This is a genomic window from [Acidovorax] ebreus TPSY (assembly GCF_000022305.1).
In the GTDB taxonomy this organism is placed as follows: Bacteria; Pseudomonadota; Gammaproteobacteria; order Burkholderiales; family Burkholderiaceae_C; genus Diaphorobacter; species Diaphorobacter nitroreducens.
Window position 1 is genome coordinate 3,480,001 of record NC_011992.1, and the last position, 18,925, is coordinate 3,498,925.

15 protein-coding genes and 1 rRNA gene (1 of these 16 cut by a window edge) are annotated in these 18,925 nt (G+C 66.6%); 2 read left to right on the forward strand and 14 right to left on the reverse strand.

All coding sequences use genetic code 11. The features are described from left to right. The 8 genes from DTPSY_RS16345 to DTPSY_RS16380 all read right to left on the reverse strand — a co-directional run. Positions 1–187 (reverse strand): 16S ribosomal RNA (locus DTPSY_RS16345) (it extends 1,342 nt beyond the left edge of the window). A gap of 473 nt (positions 188–660) precedes the next feature. After that, entirely contained in the window at positions 661–1,611 is a 951-nt protein-coding gene (gene gshB, locus DTPSY_RS16350) for a glutathione synthase (protein WP_015914498.1), read from the reverse strand. A gap of 35 nt (positions 1,612–1,646) precedes the next feature. Beyond that, on the reverse strand, positions 1,647–2,840 hold the full coding sequence (locus DTPSY_RS16355) for a benzoate/H(+) symporter BenE family transporter (RefSeq protein ID WP_041839092.1): 1,194 nt from the start codon (positions 2,838–2,840) through the stop codon (positions 1,647–1,649). Positions 2,841–2,959: 119 nt separating this feature from the next. Then, the gene (locus DTPSY_RS16360) at positions 2,960–4,828 is read right to left on the reverse strand and encodes a potassium transporter Kup (protein WP_011806995.1); all 1,869 of its coding nucleotides are present in this window, start codon (positions 4,826–4,828) and stop codon (positions 2,960–2,962) included. A gap of 140 nt (positions 4,829–4,968) precedes the next feature. Further along, complete coding sequence (gene gshA, locus DTPSY_RS16365; RefSeq protein WP_011806996.1) at positions 4,969–6,264, reverse strand: glutamate--cysteine ligase; 1,296 nt, start codon at positions 6,262–6,264, stop codon at positions 4,969–4,971. A 64-nt stretch (positions 6,265–6,328) separates the two neighbouring features. Continuing rightward, entirely contained in the window at positions 6,329–7,795 is a 1,467-nt protein-coding gene (locus tag DTPSY_RS16370; RefSeq protein WP_015914500.1) for a TrkH family potassium uptake protein, read from the reverse strand. A gap of 15 nt (positions 7,796–7,810) precedes the next feature. Beyond that, a complete protein-coding gene (gene trkA / locus DTPSY_RS16375) occupies positions 7,811–9,265 on the reverse strand; it encodes a Trk system potassium transporter TrkA (protein WP_011806998.1) in 1,455 nt (484 codons plus the stop codon). A gap of 64 nt (positions 9,266–9,329) precedes the next feature. Then, positions 9,330–10,610 (reverse strand): glutamate-5-semialdehyde dehydrogenase, encoded by a 1,281-nt coding sequence (locus tag DTPSY_RS16380; RefSeq protein WP_015914501.1) that lies wholly within the window; start codon positions 10,608–10,610, stop codon positions 9,330–9,332. 90 nt (positions 10,611–10,700) lie between these two features. On the opposite strand from DTPSY_RS16380, the gene DTPSY_RS16385 reads away from it, so the two are divergent. Continuing rightward, on the forward strand, positions 10,701–10,994 hold the full coding sequence (locus DTPSY_RS16385) for a hypothetical protein (protein ID WP_015914502.1): 294 nt from the start codon (positions 10,701–10,703) through the stop codon (positions 10,992–10,994). A 57-nt stretch (positions 10,995–11,051) separates the two neighbouring features. Here DTPSY_RS16385 and holA read toward each other — a convergent pair whose 3' ends face one another. The 3 genes from holA to leuS form a co-directional block, all read right to left on the reverse strand. Then, positions 11,052–12,098 (reverse strand): DNA polymerase III subunit delta, encoded by a 1,047-nt coding sequence (holA, locus tag DTPSY_RS16390; RefSeq protein ID WP_015914503.1) that lies wholly within the window; start codon positions 12,096–12,098, stop codon positions 11,052–11,054. A 73-nt stretch (positions 12,099–12,171) separates the two neighbouring features. Beyond that, positions 12,172–12,681: an LPS-assembly lipoprotein LptE gene (locus tag DTPSY_RS16395; RefSeq protein ID WP_011807002.1), complete on the reverse strand. Its 510-nt coding sequence runs from the start codon at positions 12,679–12,681 to the stop codon at positions 12,172–12,174. Between the two features lie 13 nt (positions 12,682–12,694). Then, a complete protein-coding gene (gene leuS / locus DTPSY_RS16400; protein ID WP_015914504.1) occupies positions 12,695–15,427 on the reverse strand; it encodes a leucine--tRNA ligase in 2,733 nt (910 codons plus the stop codon). Between the two features lie 143 nt (positions 15,428–15,570). Between leuS and DTPSY_RS16405 the strand changes: the two genes are divergently transcribed. Then, positions 15,571–16,851, forward strand: a complete 1,281-nt coding sequence (locus DTPSY_RS16405) for a mechanosensitive ion channel family protein (protein ID WP_049760616.1) — start codon at positions 15,571–15,573, stop codon at positions 16,849–16,851. Positions 16,852–16,935: 84 nt separating this feature from the next. On the opposite strand, the gene DTPSY_RS16410 is transcribed toward DTPSY_RS16405, so the two are convergent. From DTPSY_RS16410 to dapB, 3 genes are read right to left on the reverse strand one after another with little or no spacing between them, the layout of a single operon-like run. Continuing rightward, positions 16,936–17,376, reverse strand: coding sequence for an ExbD/TolR family protein (locus DTPSY_RS16410; RefSeq protein WP_015914506.1), 441 nt, complete (start codon positions 17,374–17,376; stop codon positions 16,936–16,938). Positions 17,377–17,381: 5 nt separating this feature from the next. Then, positions 17,382–18,050, reverse strand: coding sequence for a MotA/TolQ/ExbB proton channel family protein (locus DTPSY_RS16415; protein ID WP_015914507.1), 669 nt, complete (start codon positions 18,048–18,050; stop codon positions 17,382–17,384). Positions 18,051–18,057: 7 nt separating this feature from the next. Further along, positions 18,058–18,879 carry a 4-hydroxy-tetrahydrodipicolinate reductase gene (gene dapB, locus DTPSY_RS16420; RefSeq protein WP_015914508.1) on the reverse strand — a complete coding sequence of 274 codons (822 nt, stop codon included), beginning with the start codon at positions 18,877–18,879 and terminating at the stop codon, positions 18,058–18,060. Positions 18,880–18,925: the final 46 nt, after the last annotated feature.

Consider the following 18,925-nt stretch of genomic DNA (forward strand, 5'->3'; position numbering starts at 1 on the left):
TCATCCGTAGATCGTATGCGGTATTAGCAAAGCTTTCGCCTCGTTATCCCCCACGATCGGGCACGTTCCGATGTATTACTCACCCGTTCGCCACTCGTCAGCATCCGAAGACCTGTTACCGTTCGACTTGCATGTGTAAGGCATGCCGCCAGCGTTCAATCTGAGCCAGGATCAAACTCTACAGTTCGATCTTGAAATTTAAAGTCTTTCGACTTCACTCATAAAAACGGAATTGAAGTGAACTTCACTTCTATTCTCATGAGCGTTTGATAGTTCCGAAGAACTTGGCATTCGCCATCAAACGCCCACGCTTATCGGCTGTATGTTTTTAATGAACCCGAAGACCAAAATTTCTTTCAGTCTTCATGCTTTGCTGCGATCAGCGAAGCCTTGAATTCTAACACGTTTTAAAAAGACCTGTCAAACTTTGTGGTCTTTCGACCTTTTCGCTAACTTCAACGACTTGCTACTTCCGTAACAGGCCACCTCAATCAGCGAAGCCTTGAATTCTACACCGGTTTTTAACCCAAGATCAACTCAAAGCAGAGAATTTTTCAACTCCCCTTCGCTGCGTCTACATCACTTTCCGAAGAACAGCTCTGTAGTGCAGCAAGCCTCGCAGTATAGCCTGAAAAACGCCTTCGCAAATTGTTCCGCAGACTATGGCGTGGATAGCGCAGATTCAAGCGCGTCGATGAACAAGGCTGCGACGTCACAGCCCGTCTGATCGAAGATCTCTTGGAAGCACGTGGGACTTGTGACGTTGATTTCCGTGACGCAATCCCCAATAACATCGACTCCAGCGAGCAATAGGCCCCGTTCCCGCAGCACTGAACCCAGCGCAGCGCCGATTTCCTGGTCGCGCGCGGTGAGAGGGCGCGCCACGCCCAGCCCGCCGGCCGCCAAGTTGCCGCGCACTTCGGAGCCCTGCGGGATGCGCGCCAGGCAATACGGGACCGGGGTACCGCCAATGACGAGGATGCGCTTGTCGCCCTCTGCGATCTCGGGCAGAAACTTCTGCACCATTACGCTCTGGCTGCCCTCGCGGTTGAGGGTCTCGATGATGCTTCCCAAATTCATACCGTCAGGACCGACCCGGAAGATGCCCATGCCGCCCATGCCGTCCAAGGGCTTGAGGATGATGTCGTGATGTTCCTCATGGAACCGGCGGATGTCCTGCGCATCGCGCGTCACCAGCGTGGGGCCGATGAACTGCGGAAACTCCAGAATGGCCAGTTTTTCCGGATGGTCCCGCAAAGCACGCGGCTTGTTGAACACCCGAGCGCCTTCACGCTCGGCCTGCTCCAATAGGTGCGTGGCATAGAAATACTCACTGTCGAACGGAGGATCCTTGCGCATGAGCACGGCGCCGAAGTCCGCCAGTGCCGCCAAGCGGAGTTCGCCCGCAGTGAACCAGTTCTCCGCGTGGCCCGTAAGAGTGATGTCGCGCACCCGCGCCGTGACCCGGCCACCGCGCAACCAGTGGATGTGCCGGGGCTCGCAGACCGCCAGCCGGTGGCCGCGGCGCTGCGCCTCGCGCATCATCGCGAAGGTCGTGTCCTTGTAGATCTTGAATTGCTCGATGGGGTCGGCGACGATGAGGAGATTCATGGAATGCACGGGCTGTATTGCAGAGGGCTGCGCCCCTAGCGCGGCGCCTGTGGCGCGCGCGGGCGTCCATACTGTTGCACAAATAGCGCGATGCTGCCGGCGACCACCCCCCAAAACGCCGATCCGATCCCGGCTATGGTCACACCGCTCAACGTCACCAGAAAAGTGATCAACGCCGCCTCCCGGTGCGCTTCGGCCTGCAGCGCAGACGCCAGCCCTCCTCCAATGGCGCCCAGCAGCGCCAGCCCAGCGATGGCCACCACCAGCTCCTGTGGAAACGCCGTCAGCAGCCCCGTGACCACCGCACCAAAGATGCCCACTGCGATGTACAGCAGCCCGCACGAAGCGGCGGCGGTGTACCGCCGCGCGCGGTCGGGGTGCGCCTCGGGCCCCATGCAGATCGCTGCGGTGATGGCGCTGAAGTTGAGGGCGAAGGCGCCGAACGGTGCCAGCACCAGGGTGGTCAGGCCCGTCAGGGTGATCAGCCGCGACACCGGCAGTTGGTATCCGGTGGCCCGCATGACGGCCACACCCGGAAGGTTCTGCGACGCCATGGTCACGATGAACAGCGGCAGCGCCAGGCTCATGAGCGCCTGCAGGCTGAACTGCGGCGCGGTGAAGACCGGTGTGGCCAGCGCCCAGTGCACCGCGGACCAGCGCATCTGGCCATTGCCTGCGGCCCAGGCAACGCCTGCCACCAGTGTGAGCACAACCGCATAGCGGGGCAGCAGCCGCCGTGCAAACAAGTAGGACGCCAGCATGACCAGCACCAGCGGCAGCGCGGTCTGCACGGCTGCGAAGGCCTGCATGCCAAAGCGCGCCAGCACGCCAGCCAGCAGCGCCGACGCCAGTTCCATGGGAATACGGTTCATCACGCGCTCGAACCAACCCGTCACTCCGGCCAGGGTGATGAGCAAGGCGCACACCATGAAGGCGCCGACCGCCTCGCCCATGCTGAAGCTCCCGGCCAGGCCGGCGGTGGCGAGCACCGCTGCACCGGGCGTGGACCAGGCCACCATGACCGGCTGGCGCAGGATGAGCGAGGGAATCAGCGAGCACAGCCCCATGCCCAGGCCCAGCGCCCACATCCAGGAGGTGATCTGCTCGGGCGTCGCCCCGAACGCCTGCGCCGCCTGGAACACGATGGCGACCGAACTGGTGAACCCTACCAGCACAGCCACGAAACCGGCGGTGAAGGCGGACAGACTCAGGTCTTTGAAAAACTGCATGGCGGCGGATTGTGGCATTGGTCTTGGCGCAACCACCGTCCTGCTTCATCAAAATATATAGCTACTCGCGCTTTCCAGCTAAGCGCTAGAGGCCAAAAACCTTACAAACCCGCAGCCCCTCAGATCTCGACCTTGGAGCCCAACTCCACGACGGCGTTGCTGGGCAGGTGCAGGAAAGCCGCCACCCCGCTGGCGTTGTGGTGCATCTGCGCAAACAGCTTTTCGCGCCACGGCGCCATGCCGCTGCCGATGGTAGGCACGACCACGTCGCGCGAGAGGAAATAGCTGGTGCTCATGGTTTCCAGTTCGCAGCCGCGGCCGTGCATCAGGCGCAGCGCGCTGGGCAGGTCCAGTTCATTCTTGAAACCGTAGTTCACGGTGACCTGCCAGCAGTCGCCCCCCAACGGCGCCACCTGCAGGCGCTGGTCCAGGCCGATCCAGGGGGTCTCGTGGTAACGCACGGTGACGAACAGGTTCTGGCGGTGCAGCACCTTGTTGTGCTTGAGGTTGTGCAGCAGTGCATTGGGCACCACGCCCGCCTCGGCGCTCAGGAACACCGCCGTGCCGTCCACGCGCATGGGCGGGTTGGCCTGCACCGAGGCCAGGAAGTCCTGCAGGCCTATGGAGTCCTCTCGCAGCTTGTCGTTGAGCAACTCGCGTCCGCGCTTCCAGGTCATCATGAGCGTGAACACCAGCCCGCCGATCATCAGCGGGAACCAACCGCCCTGCAGCAGCTTGAGCAGGTTGGAGCTGAAGAACGCCAGGTCCACGACAAAGAAGAAGCCCGTGGTGGCCACGCACAGCGCCAGCGGATAGCCCCAGCCATAGCGGATCACGAAGAAGGTGAGCACCGTGGTGATCAGCATGTCCAGCGTCACCGCAATGCCATAGGCGGCCGCCAGGTTGCTGCTGTTGCGGAACATGACCACCGCCAACACGATGGCGACGAACAGGCTCCAGTTCACGAACGGCAAGTAGATCTGGCCCGTCTCGCGCACGCTGGTGTGCTGGATGTTCAGCCGCGGCAGGTAGCCCAGCTGGATGACCTGCTTGGTCACGCTGAACGCGCCGGTGATCAGCGCCTGCGACGCAATCACCGTGGCCATGGTGGCCAGCACCACCAACGGCACCAGAGCCCAGTCGGGCGCCATCATGTAAAACGGGTTCTTGACGGCGGATGGCTCGGCCAGCAGCAGCGCGCCCTGGCCGAAGTAGTTGATCGTGAGGGCCGGCATGGCCACGCTGAACCACGCCAGGCGGATGGGGCGCTTGCCGAAATGTCCCAGGTCGGCGTACAGCGCCTCTGCGCCGGTGACGCACAGCACCACCGCGCCCAGGATGATGAAGCTGATGCCCGGGTTGCCCAGGATGAAGCCCAGTGCATGGTGCGGGCTCAGGGCGCCAAGGATCTCCGGATGGCCCACGATGTGCGGCACGCCCAGGGCTGCGATCGTAAAAAACCAGACCAGCGTCACCGGGCCGAAGTAGCGGCCCACCCCCGCCGTGCCGCGCTTTTGCACGGCGAACAGCCCGAACAGCACCACGAGCGTGAGCGGAATCACCGCCTTGCCGAAATGCGGCGACACCACCTCCAGGCCCTCGATGGCCGAAAGCACGGAGATCGCCGGCGTGATCACGCCGTCGCCATAGAACAGGGACGTGCCGAAGATGCCCAGGCCCAGCAGCCAGCCGCGCAGGCGCGGCCGGTCCTTCACCGCCTGCGACGCCAGCGCCAGCATGGCGATGAGGCCGCCTTCGCCATGGTTGTCCGCGCGCAGCACCAGCACCACGTACTTGAGCGAGACGATCACGGTGAGCGTCCAGAACAGCACGGACAGCACGCCGTACACGTTGGCATGCGTGAAAGGCACATGGCCGGAGCCGAAGACCTCTTTGACCGCATACAGCACGCTGGTGCCGATGTCGCCATAGACGACGCCGATCGCGCCCAGGGTGAGCGCTGCTAACGACGATTTGGAGGTTTGCACGGTGAACAGGTCCGGGCTGCTGCCTCAGCGGCCACGGGGGATGCCAAAGGAGCGCCATTGTGCGCCGCCCCCGCTCCGGGCACATACGGGGTACCGCCTATGTTGCAATGCAGCAACTGCAGGGCGGCACATCCGGCGCATCAGTCGTACACCTCGGCCTCGGGGTCCGTGGCCTCCAGCTCGTAGCTGGCCGCGAGCATCGCCAAGCGGGCGATGACGCCGTACATGTAAAAGCGGTTGGGGGCACTGGCGCCCGGACGCGCACCGGGCTGCGGCAGATGGGTACTGTGCTCGAACGCCAGCGGCACGAAACTCGCGCCGGGGATGTTCAGGTTCTCGTCCACGCCGCGTTCGGCATGCATGCGGTAGAACCCCCCGACCACGTAGCGGTCCATCATGTAGACCACCGGCTCGGCCACCGCTTCGTGCACGCGCTCCTGGGTGAGCACGCCCTCCTGCACGATCACGTCATGCACGACCTGGCCGTCCTTGATCACGGCCATCTTGTTCTTGGTCTTGCGATTCAGCCCGTCCAGTTCCTTGGCGTCGCGCACCGTCATGATGCCCATGCCGTAGGTGCCGTTGTCGGCCTTGACGACCACGAACGGCTTTTCGTTAATGCCGTATTCCTTGTACTTGCGGCGCACCTTGGCCAGCGTGGCGTCCACGGCGCTGCGCAGCTCCTCCATGCCCGTGCCTTCGTTGAAGTCCACGCCCTCGCAGCGGCTGAACAGCGGATTGATGAGCCAGGGATCGATGCCCAGCATCTTGCCAAAACGCTTGGCCACCTCCTCATAGCTCTGGAAGTGGCGGCTCTTTCTGCGCACGCTCCAGCCCGCATGCAGCGGCGGCAGCAGGTACTGCTCGTACAGCTCCTCCAGAATGCCCGGCGGGCCGGCCGACAGGTCGTTGTTGAGCAAGATGGTGCAGGGGTCGAAGTTCTTCAGCCCCAGGCGGCGCTTGCTGCGGATCACCGGCTCCAGCGTCACGGTCTCGCCATGGGGCAGCGTGATGGTGGTGGTCTTCTTGATCTCGGGGCTGATGGAGCCCACGCGCACGTTCAGCCCGGCCATGTTGAAGATGCGCACCAGCTGCGCCACGTTCGCCAGGTAGAAGGTGTTGCGCGAATGGTTCTCGGGAATGATCAAGAGGTTGCGCGCTTCGGGGCAGATCTTTTCGATGGCCGCCATGGCCGCCTGCACCGCCAGCGGCAGCATTTCATTGGTGAGGTTGTTCCAGCCGCCCGGGAACAGGTTGGTGTCCACCGGCGCCAGCTTGAACCCCGCGTTGCGGATGTCCACCGACGAGTAGAACGGCGGCGTGTGTTCCATCCACTCCAGACGGAACCAGCGCTCGATGGCTGGCATGGAGTCGAGGATGCGCTGCTCCAACTCGTTGATTGGCCCGGTGAGCGCGGTGATGAGGTGGGGAACCATGAAGAGCCCTCAAATGGGAGACGGAAAGAGGTTGGCGACGATTGTAGGGAAGGCCCCGTGCGCCCTAGCGCCGCCAGAATGCGGGCGTGAGCAGGGCCATGAAGCTCAGGATCTCCAGGCGTCCCAGCAGCATGGCCAGCGTACAGACCCACAGCTGGAAGTCGGTGAGCACCGCGAAGTTGGAGGCCGGCCCCAGCATTCCCAGCCCCGGCCCCATGCAGTGCACGCTGGCCAGCACGGCCGAGAAGGCGGTCACCATGTCCAGGTCGGTCAGCAGCAGCACCATGCTCAGCGTGATCACCGTGGCGCCGTAGACCAGCATGAAGGCCAGCACCGAGAAGATCATGCGGTTGTCCACCACGCGGTCGCCCAGGCGCACGGGCTGCACCGCACGCGGGTGCACGATGCGCGTCATCTCGCGGCGCGCCTGCTTCAGCAGGATCAGCATGCGCACCATCTTGATGCCGCCGCCCGTGGACCCGGCGCTGGTGGCCACACCCGACAGCAGCAGCATGAACACCGGCGCGAACACCGGCCAGCCCAGGTAGTCGGTGGTGGCAAAGCCCGTGGTCGTGGCCACCGACACCACGTTGAACATGCCGTGGCGCAGCGCCTGCAGCGGGTCGTACACGCCCTTGACCCACAGCAGTAGCGCCACCAACAGCCCGCCGCCCAGCAGCGCGGTGATCGTGGCGCGCATCTCGGGGTCACGCCAGAAGCCCCGCCAGTTGCCCTTGCGCAGCGCGATGAAGTACAGCGCGAAGTTGCAGCTGGCGCACAGCATGAAAACCAGGGCGATGGTTTCCAGCAGCGGCGACTCAAAGTAGGCAAAGCTCGCATCGTGGGGCGACAACCCGCCCAGGCTGACGGTGGCGAACATATGCATGATCGCGTCCGGCGGCGTCATGCCGCCCAGCCAGAACGCGAGCGCGCACACCAGCGAGAACACCACGTACACGCCCCACAGCCCCTTGGCCGTCTCGGTCATGCGCGGGGTGAGCTTGGTGTCTTTCACCGGGCCGGCAGCCTCGGCCTTGAAGAGCTGGCTGCCGCCCACCCCCAGCAGCGGCAGCACCGCCACCGCAAGAATCAGGATGCCCATGCCGCCGATCCACTGCATGAACGTGCGCCACATGTTCACTGACAGGGGGAGCCGATCCAGCTCGGCCAGCACCGTGGCGCCGGTGGTGGTGAGGCCCGACACCGATTCGAAGTAGGCATGCGTGAACGACAGCGGCCGGCCGATGGCGTGCATCACCAGCAGCAGCGGCAGCGCCGCGAACAGCGGCAGGATCCCCCACACCACCGATACCAACATCACGCCATGGCGCGGCAGCAGCTCGCGCTTGTGGGCGCGCAGGCCACCCCACAGCAGCGCGCTGGCCATCAATGTGACGGCGATGGCCGTGGCGTAGTGCTGCCACAGGCCCTCCCGCGCCCAGAGCGACGCCGCCAGCGGCACCCCCATGGACACGGCAAACAGTGCCAGCAGGGCACCGAGTACGCGCATGACGGGCAGGACGTCGGACATCGCGGCTCCTGCCGATCAGAAGAAGGTGGCGCTCACGCGGAACTGCTTTTCCACCTCGCGCACCAGTCGCTTGTGGGGCAGGAAGAACACCACGTGGTCGTTGCTCTCGATCACGGTGTGGCTGCGCGGAATGATGACCTGGGGCGGTGCGTCGGCCGGCGGCTCGCCACCGTCCTCGGGCAGACCGCGCACGATCAGACCCATGTGCACCTCGGCGGGCAAGTGGATCTCGCTGACCTTGCGGCCCACCACGCGCGAATTCTTGCGGTCGCCGCGGGCCACGATCTCCAGCGCCTCGGCCACGCCGCGGCGCAGGCTGTGCACTGCCTGCACGTCGCCGCGCCGCACATAGGCCAGCAGCTCGCCCAGCATGGCCTGCGCGGGCGACAGCGCAATATCGATCTGCGTGCCATGCATCAGGTCGGCATAGGTGCGGCGGTTGATGAGCGCCAGCACGCGGCTCGCGCCCATGCGCTTGGCCAGCAGGCTGGCCATGATGTTGTCCTCGTCGTCATCGGTGAGCGCGAGGAAGAGGTCCACCTCCTCGATGCTCTCGTCACCCAGCAGGTCCTCGTCGGTGGCGTCGCCCTGCAGCACGAGGATGTCGGAGGGCAACTCGGCCGCCAGCGCCACGCAGCGCTCGGCACTTTCCTCCACCACCTTGATGTGAAAGCCCCCCCGCTGGGCCAACTGGCGCGCCAGCCGCAGGCCCACGCGCCCGCCGCCCGCGATCATGATGCGGCGCACGGGCCGCGCCGGGTGCCCATGGTGGCGGTGCAGCGCGGCCAGCACCTGCGGGATCTGCTCGCGCGCGGACAGCACGAACACCTCGTCACCCGGCTCCACGCGCGTGGCGCCGTCGCAGGGCAGGAAGCGGTCGGGCTCGTCGGGAAAGCGCCGGTAGATGGCCACGATGCGCATGGCAACGTCGGGCGCGGTTTCGCGCATGGTGGCGATGCGCATGCCCACCATGGGCGCGCCGGGGCGCGCGCGCACCGACACCAGGCAGGCGCGCCCGCCCGCGAATTCGCGCACCTGCAGCGCCTCGGGGTATTCCACCAGCTTGCCGATGTAGCGCGTGAGCGATTCCTCGGGGCAGATGACGCGGTCCACGCCAAAGCCCTCCTTGCCCAGCAGCGCCTGGTTGCGCTCCAGTTCCAGGCCCGACGAGCGCACGCGCGCGATGCGCGTGGGGATGTTGAACATCAGCTGCGCGACCTTGCAGCACACCAGGTTGGTCTCGTCCTGCGCGGCGCAGGCGATCAGCAGGTCGGTGTCGCGCGCGCCGGCCTCGGCCAGCACCTGGGGGTCGATGCCGTTGCCCACCACCCCGCGCAGGTCAAACCGCGCCTCCAGGTCGCGCAGCCGCTCGGCGTCGGTGTCGATGACGGTGATGTCGTTCTCCTCCGACACCAGGCTGTCGGCCACGCTGTAGCCCACGCGCCCCGCTCCCAGGATGATGATCTTCATGCGAAATTGGCCTCAATCCCAATGTTGACGGGCGCTAGCAGCTATCAAATTAGCAGCAACCCCATCAAGTCCGCACCTCTCCCTCACCCAACACCACCCACTTGAGCGACGTCAGGCCCTCGATGCCCACCGGGCCGCGCGCGTGGAACTTGTCGGTGCTGATGCCGATCTCGGCGCCCAGCCCGTACTCGAAGCCGTCGGCAAAGCGCGTGCTGGCATTGACCATCACGCTGGCGGAATCCACGTCGCGCAGGAACTGCTGGGCGTGCATGTGGTCGCGCGTGAGGATCGCGTCCGTGTGGTGGCTGCCGTAGCGGTTGATGTGCGCGATGGCCTCATCCACGCCTGCCACCACCTTCACGCTGATGATGGGGGCCAGGTATTCCTCGCTCCAGTCGGCCTCGGTGGCCTCGGCCAGCTGCACGCCCGGAACGGCGCGCAATATGGCCAGCGCCTCGGGGCAGCCGCGCATCTCCACGCCCTTGGCGGCGTAGACGGCACCGATCTGCGGCAGGAATTGCGCTGCCACGCCGCGCGCCACCAGCAGGCCCTCGCTGGCGTTGCACGGGCTGTACTTCTGGGTCTTGGCGTTGTCGGCCACCTGCACGGCCATGACGATGTCGCAAGGGTCGTCCACATAGGTGTGGCAGTTGCCGTCCAGGTGCTTGATCACGGGCACCTTGGCCTCGGCGCTGATGCGCTCGATCAGCCCCTTGCCGCCGCGCGGGATGATCACGTCCACGTATTGCGGCATGGCGATGAGCTGGCCCACGGCGGCGCGGTCGGTGGTCTGCACCAGTTGCACGCCGTGCTCGGGCAGGCCGGCCTCGGCCAGCGCCTGGGCCACGAGGCGCGCCAGCGCCTTGTTGGAATCGATGGCCTCGGAGCCGCCGCGCAGGATGCAGGCGTTGCCGCTCTTGATGGACAGGCTCGCGGCCTCGATGGTCACGTTGGGCCGGCTCTCGTAGATCATGCCGAACACGCCGATCGGCACGCGCATCTGCCCCACGCGGATGCCGCTGGGCTGCTGCTTCATGCCCTGGATCTCGCCAATGATGTCCGGCATGGCCGCCAGCTGCTCGCAGCCCTGGGCGCAGGTCTCCAGCACCTTGGGGGTCAGCTTGAGGCGGTCCACCATGGGTTCGGCCAGGCCGGCGGCGCGCGCGCGCTCCAGGTCGCGGGCATTGTCCCCCTGCAGGGCGTCCACGTTCTGGCGCAGCAGCCGCGCCAGGGCCAGCAATGCCTTGTTTTTGATAGCTGCCGGCGCGCGCGCCATTTGGGCGGAGGCCGTTTTTGCCTGCAAACCAAGCGTGTGCGTGTATTCAGCGATGTTCAGCGCGTTCATGGGCGTGATTCTGACGCAGTTCACCGCCGCCACGCTGGCCGGGGGACTCCGGCTACGCTTGAGGCCTTTGCCACCCTCCGTGCCCTCGCCATGACCGCCGAACTCGCCACCCACCAGCTCGACAACCTGCAGGCCGACCTGCACGCCCTGCGCGAGCAGCGCATCAGCAACCACGCCTTCAGCGCCGCCGCGCGCGGCCACGCCGTGCTGCTGGCCGCACTGCCCCCGCGCTATGGCGAGGTGCTGCTGGGCCTGTTGGACCGGCTGGAGGCCGGCGCGCTGTTCACCGAGGAGAGCTGCTCCTTCAGCCACCAGGCACTGGTGGACCAGCTGCAGCAGTGGGCGGACAAGGCGCGCGCGGCGCTGGTCGCGCAAAACTCCTGAATCAATAGCTGCTAGCGCTTATCCCATGAGCGTCAGAGCCATATTTTCCTTGCGATCTCAGCGCGCCAACTTGCACATCTGCAGCGCCAGCCGCGAGAGCGCCTGCCAGCCGTCCTGTGGCCAGTCGGGCGCCTTCAGGCCTTTGACGATGCCGTCCACCGTGTGGGCGGACTGCAGCAGCCGCGCCAGGGCGGCGTCGCTGGCCTGGGGCAGCAGGCGCTCGAACAACCGCTCCTTCGCGCCCCAGACGCGGTTCTCGCGCAGGGCCATGGGCAGGGGCTTGCCGGCATTCATGGCGTCTTTCACGCGCTTGAGGGCGCGGATGTCCTCGGCCAGCGCCCAGTGCACCAGCACCTCGGCCTCGCCCTCGGCCTGCAGGCCGTCCAGCATGCGCTGCACGCGCGCCACCTGGCCGGAGAGCACCGCCTCGGACAGCTTGAACACGTCGTAGCGCGCCACGTTGAGCACGGCGGCTTCGACCTGCGTCCAGGTGAGTTCCCCCTCGGGGTGCAGCAGCGCGAGCTTCTGGATCTCCTGGTGCGCGGCCAGCAGGTTGCCCTCCACCCGGTCGGCGAAGAACTGCAGCGTGCGCTGCCCCTCTTCGCCCGCGACCACGCGCTGGCCTTGCGCGGCCAGGCGCTGGGCGATCCAGGCGGGCAGCTGGGCGCGCTCCACGGGGTCGATCTGCACCGTGGCGCCGTGCGCTTCGAGCGCTGCGAACCACGCGCCCGTGCGCGTGGCCTTGTCCAGGCGCGGCAGCACCACCACGGTGAGCGTGCTGTCGTTGCCCGGCGCGGCGGCAGCCATCTGCTGCAGCGCGGCGGCGCCGTCCTTGCCGGGCTTGCCCGAGGGGATGCGGATCTCCACGATCTGCTTGTCGGCGAACAGGCTCAACGACCCGCCCGCGGCCAGCACGCCGCTCCAGTCGAAATGCGCGCCGGCCACGGTGAAGCTGCTGCGCTCGGTATAGCCCTGCGCACGTGCCGCGGCGCGGATGGCGTCCAGCGCCTCCTGCTGCAACAGCGCCTCGTCGCCGTGCAGCGTGTAGAGCGGGCGCAGGCCTTTGTGCAGCTGCGCACCAAGCTGGTTCAAAGCGATTTGCATGCGGCCTGTTCTAGTAACAAATATGCCGCTAGCGCCCGTGCAGTAAGCGCAAACAGCTATTAAACAAGGAGCGTTACAGCGATTTCACTGCCGCCAGGCGGCGCATCAACTGCTGCACGAGGTCGGTGCGCATGTTGCGAAACAGCATGGCCTCCTCGCCTTCCTTGGAAAGGGCGACGGTTTCGTTGTAGCTGATGTCGCGCTGTTGCAGCAGCTCGGTGTCGGCGATCCATTCCTGGCCTTGCTGGCCGCGCAGGCGGATGCGCACGCGCTGGCGCAGCTGCAGTTCGCGCACCTGGCCCGAGGCGTTCAGGCCCACCACCACGCGCTCCTGCTGCTCGGACAGCACGTCCAGGATCGCCTCGGCCTGGGGCAGCTGCGCGGGCGCCGTCAGCACCACGAGGTCCCCGCCCGCCCCCTGCAGCGTGCGGATCAGCTCGCGTGCCAGCGGCGAGCCGGGCTGCGCCTGCACGTACAGGGACCGGAAGGCGAACTGCGGCGCGCCGCGCAGGCGAAAGCCGCAGGCGGTGAGGGCGGCCAGCGGCGCCAGTGCCGCGGCGGTGAGCAGGGTGCGCTTGTGCATGGCGGGAGGGCTCTCAGACGACGACGTTGACCAGGCGGCCGGGCACGATGATGACCTTCTTGGGCGCCTTGCCCTCGGCGAACTTCTGGAAGTCCTCGCTGGCCAGGGCCGCCTGCTCGATGGCGGCCTTGTCGGCCGAGGCAGCCACGCGGATCGCGCCGCGCAGCTTGCCGTTGACCTGCAGCATCAGCTCCAGCTCGTCCTGCACCAGGGCGTCGGGGGCCACCTGGGGCCAGGCGGCGTCCAGCAGGTCGCCCAGGGTGCCGGCGTAGCCCAGCTCGTCCCACAGCACATGGGCGATGTGCGGCGTGGCCGGGTACAGCACGCGCAGCAGGATGCCGAAGCCCTCGATCAGCGCCACCTGGGCGCCGGCGCTGTCCGTGGCCTTGAAGTCCTCCAGCGCGTTGATCATCTTCATGGCGCCGGAGACCACGGTGTTGTACTGCATGCGCTGGTAGTCGTAGTCCACCTGCTTGAGCACGGTGTGGATCTCCAGACGCAGCGCCTTGGCTTCCTTGCCGAACTGCACGTCCTTCAGGCTGGCGGCGCCCGCAACGCTGGCCAGGGCCGCGTCCTTGTCGATGGCGGACAGCTTCACGCCGAAGTTCCACACGCGGCGCAGGAAGCGGTAGCTGCCTTCCACGGCGGCGTCGTTCCATTCCAGCGTCAGCTCGGGTGGCGCGGTGAACATGGTGTACAGGCGCGCGGTGTCGGCGCCGTACTTCTCGATGAGCTGCTGCGGGTCCACGCCGTTGTTCTTGGACTTGGACATCGTGCCCACGCCCTCGTAGTCGATGGGCGTGCCCACGGGCAGCAGGCCGTCGCCGCTCTCGGCGGGGTTCTTGAGCTTGGCGCCAACGATCTTGCCGGCTTCGTCGTAGACGTGCTCGACGTCGTGCGGCCAGAAGTAGTCCTTGGCGCCCTTGGCCGTGCGGCGGCTGTAGATGTGGTTCAGCACCATGCCTTGCGTGAGCAGCTTGGTGAAGGGCTCGTCCACCTTCACCAGCCCCAGGTCACGCATCACCTTGGTCCAGAAGCGCGCATACAGCAGGTGCAGGATGGCGTGTTCGATGCCGCCGATGTACTGGTCCATGCCGCTGCCGCCGGTGGCGGCCTTCTGGTCGCGCATCCAGTAGTCGGTGCCGCCCGCCACCATGGCGTCGCGGTTCTTCGGGTCGCAGTAGCGCATGAAGTACCAGGACGAGTCCACGAAGGTGTCCATGGTGTCGGTCTCGCGGCGCGCGGGCTTGCCGCAGCAGGGGCAGTCCACCTTCAGGAAGGCCTCGCACTTGGCCAGCGGGTTGCCGCTGCCGTCGGGCACCAGGTCCTGCGGCAGCACCACGGGCAGGTCCTTCTCGGGCACGGGCACGGCGCCGCAGCTCTCGCAGTGGATGATGGGGATCGGCGTGCCCCAGTAGCGCTGGCGGCTGATGCCCCAGTCGCGCAGGCGCCAGGTGGTCTTGAGCTCGCCCAGGCCCTTCTCGGCCAGCGCATGGGCCACGGCGGCCACGGCGTCCTGGTACGACAGGCCGCTGAAGTTGTCGGAATTGATGGTGACGCCGCGCTCCTTGTCACCGTACCAGTCCTGCCACTGGTGGAAGTCGAAGGTCTCGCCGTCCACCAGCACCACTTGCTTGATGGGCAACTGGTACTTGAGCGCGAAGGCAAAGTCGCGCTCGTCGTGCGCGGGCACACCCATCACGGCGCCGTCGCCGTAGCTCATGAGCACGTAGTTGCCCACCCACACCTCGACCTGCTCGCCGGTGAGCGGGTGGGTGACGAACAGGCCCGTGGGCATGCCCTCTTTTTCCTTCAGGGCCAGCTCGGCCTCGGTCGTGCCGCCCTTCTTGCATTCCTCGATGAAGGCCGCCAGCGGGGCGTTGGACGCCGCGGCGTGCTGGGCCAGCGGGTGCTCGGGCGCCACGGCGCAGAACGTCACGCCCATGATGGTGTCGGCGCGCGTGGTGAACACGTACAGCTTGCCGTCCTGGATCCGCTCGCCCGCGGCGTTGCGGATGTCGTGCGGGAACGCAAAGCGCACGCCCGCCGACTTGCCGATCCAGTTCTCCTGCATCAGCCGCACCTTGTCGGGCCAGCCGGTCAGCGTGGCCTTCTCGTTGCCGATCTGCACATGGTCCAGCAGCTCCTGCGCGTAGTCGGTGATCTTCAGGTAGTAGCCGGGGATCTCGCGCTTTTCCACCAGCGCGCCGGTGCGCCAGCCGCGCCCGTCGATCACCTGCTCGTTGGCCAGCACGGTCTGGTCCACCGGGTCCCAGTTCACGACCTGGGTCTTGCGGTAGGCGATGCCCTTGTCCAGCATCTTCAAAAACAGCCACTGGTTCCACTTGTAGTAGTCGGGGTCGCAGGTGGCGACCTCGCGGCTCCAGTCGATGGCCAGCCCCATCGCCTGCATCTGCTTCTTCATGTAGGCGATGTTGTCGTAGGTCCACTGCGCGGGCGGCACGCCGTTCTTGAGGGCGGCGTTCTCGGCCGGCAGGCCGAAGGCGTCCCAGCCCATGGGCATGAGGACGTTGTGGCCCTTCATGCGCAGGCTGCGCGTGAGCATGTCATTGATGGTGTAGTTGCGCACATGGCCCATGTGCAGCTTGCCGCTGGGGTAGGGCAGCATGGAGCAGGCGTAGAACTTGGGCTTGGCCTGGTCCTCGGTCACGCGGTAGGCGTCGTTGGCATTCCAGTGGGCATGCGCGGCGCGCTCCACCTCGGTATGGTTGTATTTGTCTTGCATGGAAGCTGGGAAAAGGGGATCCGCGCACCTGCGCAGTGGTCACAATGGGCTGTACTGCGCCCAATTCTAGGCGTTCATCCCCCAATCCCCTGCATGGCCGCCCCGCCTGGGCCGGCTGTTTCCTGCATTTCTGGAAAGTTGTCTTGCCTGTGTCCGTGCCCCCGCTGATTGCCGATCTGGATCCTTGGCTGCAGGCCGCCCTGGGCCTGTGCGGCCTGGTGCTGCTGGCCTTCGCCCTCCAGTCCGTCGCCCAATACGTGCTGCTGAACACCGTGCCGCGCCTGCGCGAACGCCTGGGCGCGCGCTGGGCGCGGGTGTTCTGGCACGACCAGGTGTTGCGGCGTCTGGCGCATGTGGCACCGTCGCTCGTCATCCAGGCAGGCATCGGCACCGTGCCCCATGTGCACCCCGTGGCGGCCGCAGTGATCGGCAACGTGGCCGTGGCGCTCACCGTGCTGCAGCTGGTGCGGACGCTGATCGCGCTGCTGGACGCCGTGCTGCACGAGCATGAGCAGGCCCCGGACGGCGTGCCCACGGCCACGCGCTCGATCAAGAGCTATGTGCAGTTGGGCAAGCTGCTGCTGGCGCTGGTGGGCACCATCGTCATCGTGGCGGCGCTGGTGGACCGCTCGCCACTGATCCTGCTGTCCGGCCTGGGCGCCATGTCGGCGGTGCTGATGCTGGTGTTCAAGGACACCATCCTCTCGTTCACTGCCGGCGTGCAGCTGTCGTCCAACGACATGCTGCGCGTGGGCGACTGGATCGAGATGCCCCAGGTGGGCGCGGACGGCTTCGTGGTGGACATCGCACTGCACACCGTGAAGGTGCAGAACTGGGACAAGACCATCACCACCATCCCCACCTGGCGGCTGATGAGCGAGAGCTTCAAGAACTGGCGCGGCATGTTCAGCTCGGGCGGGCGGCGCATCCGCCGCGCGTTGCGGCTGGACACGAACTCGGTACGCTTTCTCACCGAGGCGGAGATCGAGCGCCTGTCGCGCATCGCGCTGCTGCGCCCCTACCTGGAAGGCAAGCTGCGCGACGTGCAGCAGACCAACGCCGCCCTGCAGGCGCAGCTGGGTGCGCAGGCGCTGGAGCCCGCCAACCAGCGCCGCCTGACCAACATCGGCACCTTCCGCGCCTACTGCGAGGCCTATGTGCGCGCGCACCCGCGCATCCACCAGCAGATGCTGCTCATCGTGCGCACGCTGGAGCCCACGGCCGAGGGGGTGCCGCTGGAGCTGTACTGCTTCACGGCCACCACCGCCTGGGTGGAGTACGAAGCCATCCAGGGCGACATCTTCGACCACCTGATCGCCGTGCTGCCGGAGTTCGGCCTGCACCTGTTCCAGAGCCCCACGGGCAACGACATCCGCGCGGGACTGCGCCCCGGCGCCCCAACAGCCATGGCCGCGTTGCAATAAAAATAAGAGCTGCCAGCGCTTGCCAGATGTCGTTTTCAGCTACTTTTCTACCGCAAACACCCGCACATCAAGCGCGAGCAGCTCCTATTTTTGAGTGCCTTGCACGGCCCCATCGGTGGGCTGCGTGACGAAACCAATGCGCTGCAGGCCCGCCGCATGGGCCGCCCCCATCACCTCCACCACGCGGCCGTAGGGCACGGCGGTATCGGCGCGCAGTTGCACCTCGGTGTCCGGCGCCTCGGCGGCAATCTGGCGCAGGCGCTGCGCCAGCGCATCGGCGCCCACGGGCTCATCGTCCAGGTAGGCCTGGCCGGCGGTGTCCACCACCAGCATCACGGCATGCGCGGGCGTGCCCGGCTGTGCGCCTTCGGCGCGCGGCAGCTCCAGCCGGATGCTGCTGGCCAGCAGCGGCGCAGTCAGGATGAAGATCACCACCAGCACCAGCATCACGTCCACCAGCGGTGTGACGTTGATCTCGCTCATGGGCTGCGTGCCCGGGGTGCGCTCCAGTCGGCCGAATGCCATGGCGTTTACCGGCCCGAGTCGGCGGCGTTGGTGTCGATGACCAGCTCGCGCAGGTCGCGGGCGAAGCCTTCGAGGTCCGCCTCGATGCGGCCGATGACACGCCCGAACCAGTTGTAGGCCAGCACGGCGGGGATCGCCACCGTGAGGCCCGCGGCCGTCATGATGAGCGCTTCGCCCACCGGGCCGGCGACGCGCTCGATGCTGATCTGCCCCGCGCCGGCCATGGCCGTGAGCGCATGGTAGATGCCCCACACCGTGCCCAGCAGCCCCACGAACGGCGCCGTGGAGCCCACGGTGGCCAGCAGCACCTGGCCGAACTGCAGCTTGCCCAGCACGCCATGCAGCGCATCGCGCAACACGCGCGTGAGCCGCTGCGACAGGCCGCCCTGCCCGGCCAGCGTAGCCGCGCCGGCCTGCTCCACCTGCTGCGCGGCACGCACCAGCGGCAACACCAGCCCTTCACGGTCAAAGGCGGGCAGCCGCTCGGCCGCCGCGGCCAGCGACGGCGCCTGCCAGAACGCGGCCGTGCTGCGCGGCACGTCCACATGGGCGCGCCGCATCAGGCGCAGCTTCCAGAAAATCACCACCCAGCTGGCGACCGACATGGCCAGCAGCAGCAGCGCCGACGCCTGCGTGACCGCATCACCCTGACGCAACCAGTGCAGGCTGTCCATGGGCAGGTTACTTGAGGTTCAGCACGTCGAACATGTCGAACAGGCCCGCGCGCTGCGTGGCCAGGAAGCCCACCGCGCGCAGGCTGCCCTGGGCGTAGCCGGCGCGGCTGCTGGACTTGTGCGAGATCTCCACCCGCTCACCCGTCCCGGCGAACAGCACCGTGTGGTCGCCCACGATGTCGCCGCCGCGCACGGTGGCAAAGCCAATGGTGTCTGCCTTGCGCTCGCCCGTGTGGCCGTAGCGCTCGTACACGGCACGGTCGGCGAGCCGCGTGCCCTGCGCCTCGGCAATCACTTCGCCCATCTTCAGCGCCGTGCCCGAGGGGGCGTCCACCTTGTGCTTGTGGTGCGCCTCGATGATCTCGATGTCATAGCCCGTGCGCAGCGCCTGCGCGGCCATCTGCAGCAGCTTGAGCGTGACGTTCACGCCCACGCTCATGTTGGGCGCGAACACGATGCCCACCTTCTGCGCGGCGGCCTCGATCTGCGCCTTTTGCGCATCGGAAAAGCCCGTGGTGCCGATGACCATCTGCACGCCGAGTTCCGCGCACACGGCCAGGTGGGCCAGCGTGCCCTCGGGGCGCGTGAAGTCGATCAGCACGTCGGCGTCCTTGAGCCCCTCGCGCAGGTCAGCGGTGATGACCACACCGCTCGCGCACCCCAAAAACGCGGCGGCGTCCGTGCCCACGGCGGGGTTGCCGGGCTGGTCCAGCGCACCAGCCAGCACGCAGCCGTCGCTCGCCTGAATCGCCTCGATGAGCATGCGGCCCATGCGGCCAGAAGCGCCGGCCACGGCCACGCGGCGGGGAGCGGAGGAGGAAGAGGTCATGTCAGTTCGCAATCCAAACAGGGGGCGGTTCTGCTGCGTCCAGAGC

Coding starts and splice junctions, on each gene's coding strand:
- DTPSY_RS16380 (WP_015914501.1), bottom strand. CDS start 10,610: ATGAACGCGCTGAACATCGCTGAATACACGCACACGCTTGGTTTGCAG.
- DTPSY_RS16410 (WP_015914506.1), bottom strand. CDS start 17,376: ATGGCATTCGGCCGACTGGAGCGCACCCCGGGCACGCAGCCCATGAGC.
- dapB (WP_015914508.1), bottom strand. CDS start 18,879: ATGACCTCTTCCTCCTCCGCTCCCCGCCGCGTGGCCGTGGCCGGCGCT.
- gshA (WP_011806996.1), bottom strand. CDS start 6,264: ATGGTTCCCCACCTCATCACCGCGCTCACCGGGCCAATCAACGAGTTG.
- DTPSY_RS16385 (WP_015914502.1), top strand. CDS start 10,701: ATGACCGCCGAACTCGCCACCCACCAGCTCGACAACCTGCAGGCCGAC.
- gshB (WP_015914498.1), bottom strand. CDS start 1,611: ATGAATCTCCTCATCGTCGCCGACCCCATCGAGCAATTCAAGATCTAC.
- DTPSY_RS16415 (WP_015914507.1), bottom strand. CDS start 18,050: ATGGACAGCCTGCACTGGTTGCGTCAGGGTGATGCGGTCACGCAGGCG.
- DTPSY_RS16395 (WP_011807002.1), bottom strand. CDS start 12,681: ATGCACAAGCGCACCCTGCTCACCGCCGCGGCACTGGCGCCGCTGGCC.
- holA (WP_015914503.1), bottom strand. CDS start 12,098: ATGCAAATCGCTTTGAACCAGCTTGGTGCGCAGCTGCACAAAGGCCTG.
- DTPSY_RS16370 (WP_015914500.1), bottom strand. CDS start 7,795: ATGTCCGACGTCCTGCCCGTCATGCGCGTACTCGGTGCCCTGCTGGCA.
- trkA (WP_011806998.1), bottom strand. CDS start 9,265: ATGAAGATCATCATCCTGGGAGCGGGGCGCGTGGGCTACAGCGTGGCC.
- DTPSY_RS16355 (WP_041839092.1), bottom strand. CDS start 2,840: ATGCAGTTTTTCAAAGACCTGAGTCTGTCCGCCTTCACCGCCGGTTTC.
- leuS (WP_015914504.1), bottom strand. CDS start 15,427: ATGCAAGACAAATACAACCATACCGAGGTGGAGCGCGCCGCGCATGCC.